Here is a 360-nt window from a genome sequence, read left to right on the forward strand (position 1 = left end):
ACCTGCCCATCCATGCGGTGCTGTTTCGGCGCAGCGCGGTGCGCGCTGCCGCTGCGCATTTCGACGAGCAGCTGCCCGTCATGGAAGACTGGGACTTCTGGTGCCAGCTCAGCCACCAGGGCCCCTTCGTGCATGTGCCCGGCATCGGCGCCACCTACCGCCAGGGCCTGGGCACCTCCCAGCTCGGCGATGCCCAGCACGCCAACTACTGGGCTCCCTGGCACCGCCGCATCCTTGAGCAGCACGCACGCCGCTGGGGCCCAGCCGAACAAAGCGCCACCCTGGCCTGGCACGCTATCGCGCTCGACCGGGTGGAGCAGCAAAATCACCAACTGCAGCAGCAGACCCAAACACAGCTGC

1 protein-coding gene is annotated in these 360 nt (G+C 68.1%); it reads left to right on the forward strand.

Features of this window, described 5'->3' with window-relative positions; genetic code table 11:
- A partial coding sequence (locus QZH66_RS18850; RefSeq protein ID WP_305807299.1) for a hypothetical protein occupies positions 1-360 on the forward strand: 360 nt, incomplete at both ends.

Source organism: Stenotrophomonas sp. YIM B06876 (genome assembly GCF_030711595.1).
GTDB lineage: Bacteria > Pseudomonadota > Gammaproteobacteria > Xanthomonadales > Xanthomonadaceae > Stenotrophomonas.